2 protein-coding genes are annotated in these 1,285 nt (G+C 29.0%); both read left to right on the top strand.

The features are described from left to right. The first annotated feature begins 120 nt into the window (after positions 1-120). On the top strand, positions 121-474 hold the full coding sequence (locus AC1DRQ_RS31655; RefSeq protein ID WP_477430139.1) for a hypothetical protein: 354 nt from the start codon (positions 121-123) through the stop codon (positions 472-474). After that, the coding region (locus AC1DRQ_RS31650) for a hypothetical protein (RefSeq protein ID WP_477430137.1) at positions 474-1,285 on the top strand (812 nt) is incomplete at its 3' end. The genes AC1DRQ_RS31655 and AC1DRQ_RS31650, both read left to right, overlap by 1 nt.

The raw sequence follows: 1,285 nt of genomic DNA, 5'->3' as shown, positions 1-1,285 counted from the left end.
GCCTTAATAGGTGCTTAATTAGAATAAGTAAATTATTACAAACCTCTTAGTTAATTCTAAGGGGTTTTTTTATACCCTGCAATTAATAATGTATAGACATACTATTTATCTGTAGGGATTATGATTTTAATTGATATAGATAAAGCAACACAGTATTTAGTATTGACTCTAACTGAGAAAACTACAGTTATTGAACCAGTATACACATTGAATTTCTTCAATGATGCCAATAAAAATGAGTATTCAATTTCATTAGAAAATGCTTTATCTGCTACCAATAGTAGGTATGATCTATTTGAATTAAGTACATCATTATTTGATGGTATGCCTACAGGTTATTATACCTATAGTATCTATCAGGATGAAGCTAAATTATCTAAGATAGAAACAGGTAAATTATTGATAAAAGGTAATGATGAAGCAGTTGAAATTATTAGCCCGATAAGAAATGAAGAATATATAATATATAAATAATGAGTGAGATAAGTGCAGGAGATAAGGGATTTCAACAATTGATTACATTTTCAAGAAGTATTACACCATTACCGATAGAAATAAAACAAGGTACATCTGATGACAAATGGGTAAACTTTGGTACAGATAATTTATATCCAAATTTTCTTTTAAATCTATTTGGCGAATGTGCATTACACAGAGGTATCATAGGTAAGAAAGTTAATTTTTTAATGGGTGATGGTCTGGTTACGAAAGGTGATAGTAAAGCTTTTACAGCAGAAATTAATCCTGTTGATACCGCAGAAGACCTAATAAATAAACTTGTTTATGATATGGTTCTTTTTAGGGCCTTTGCTATTGAAGTACAGTATGACTTGTTGAATAACAAACCATTATACTTTACTCATATTCCCGTTAACCATGTTAGATGTAATCAATCTAAAACTAAGTTTTGGGTATGTAATGACTGGAAATTAAAAAGAAATGTATTAACCTATGATAGATGGGTAAAAGGTAAAAATGAGGATGGTAAATCTAAAATATTTTACTATTCACCTTATGTACCATCCGTAAATAATGTTTATGGTGATGTTGATTATAAAGCAGCTATTACTTCAATGGTAACTGATGTGTTAATCAATAATTTCAATAAGAATAATATTGAAGATGGTTTTAGTCCTGCACATATCATAAACTTCTTTAAGGGTATCCCAACAGCACAAGATGCAAGAGATTTTGAAAGAAAATTTGAACAAATATATTCTGGTTCTGATGGGTTAAAATATCTGATTAATTATAATAATACCGATGCTGAGAAAGGTGTTCAAAT

The organism is Mucilaginibacter sp. P4_E8 (genome assembly GCF_056401495.1).
Note: the sequence above shows the minus strand (reverse complement) of the source record. Positions and strands in the feature narration are given on the sequence as shown.

Bases quoted from the DNA above. Each gene is read 5' to 3' on its own strand.
- AC1DRQ_RS31655 (WP_477430139.1), top strand. From the start codon at position 121: ATGATTTTAATTGATATAGATAAAGCAACACAGTATTTAGTATTGACT.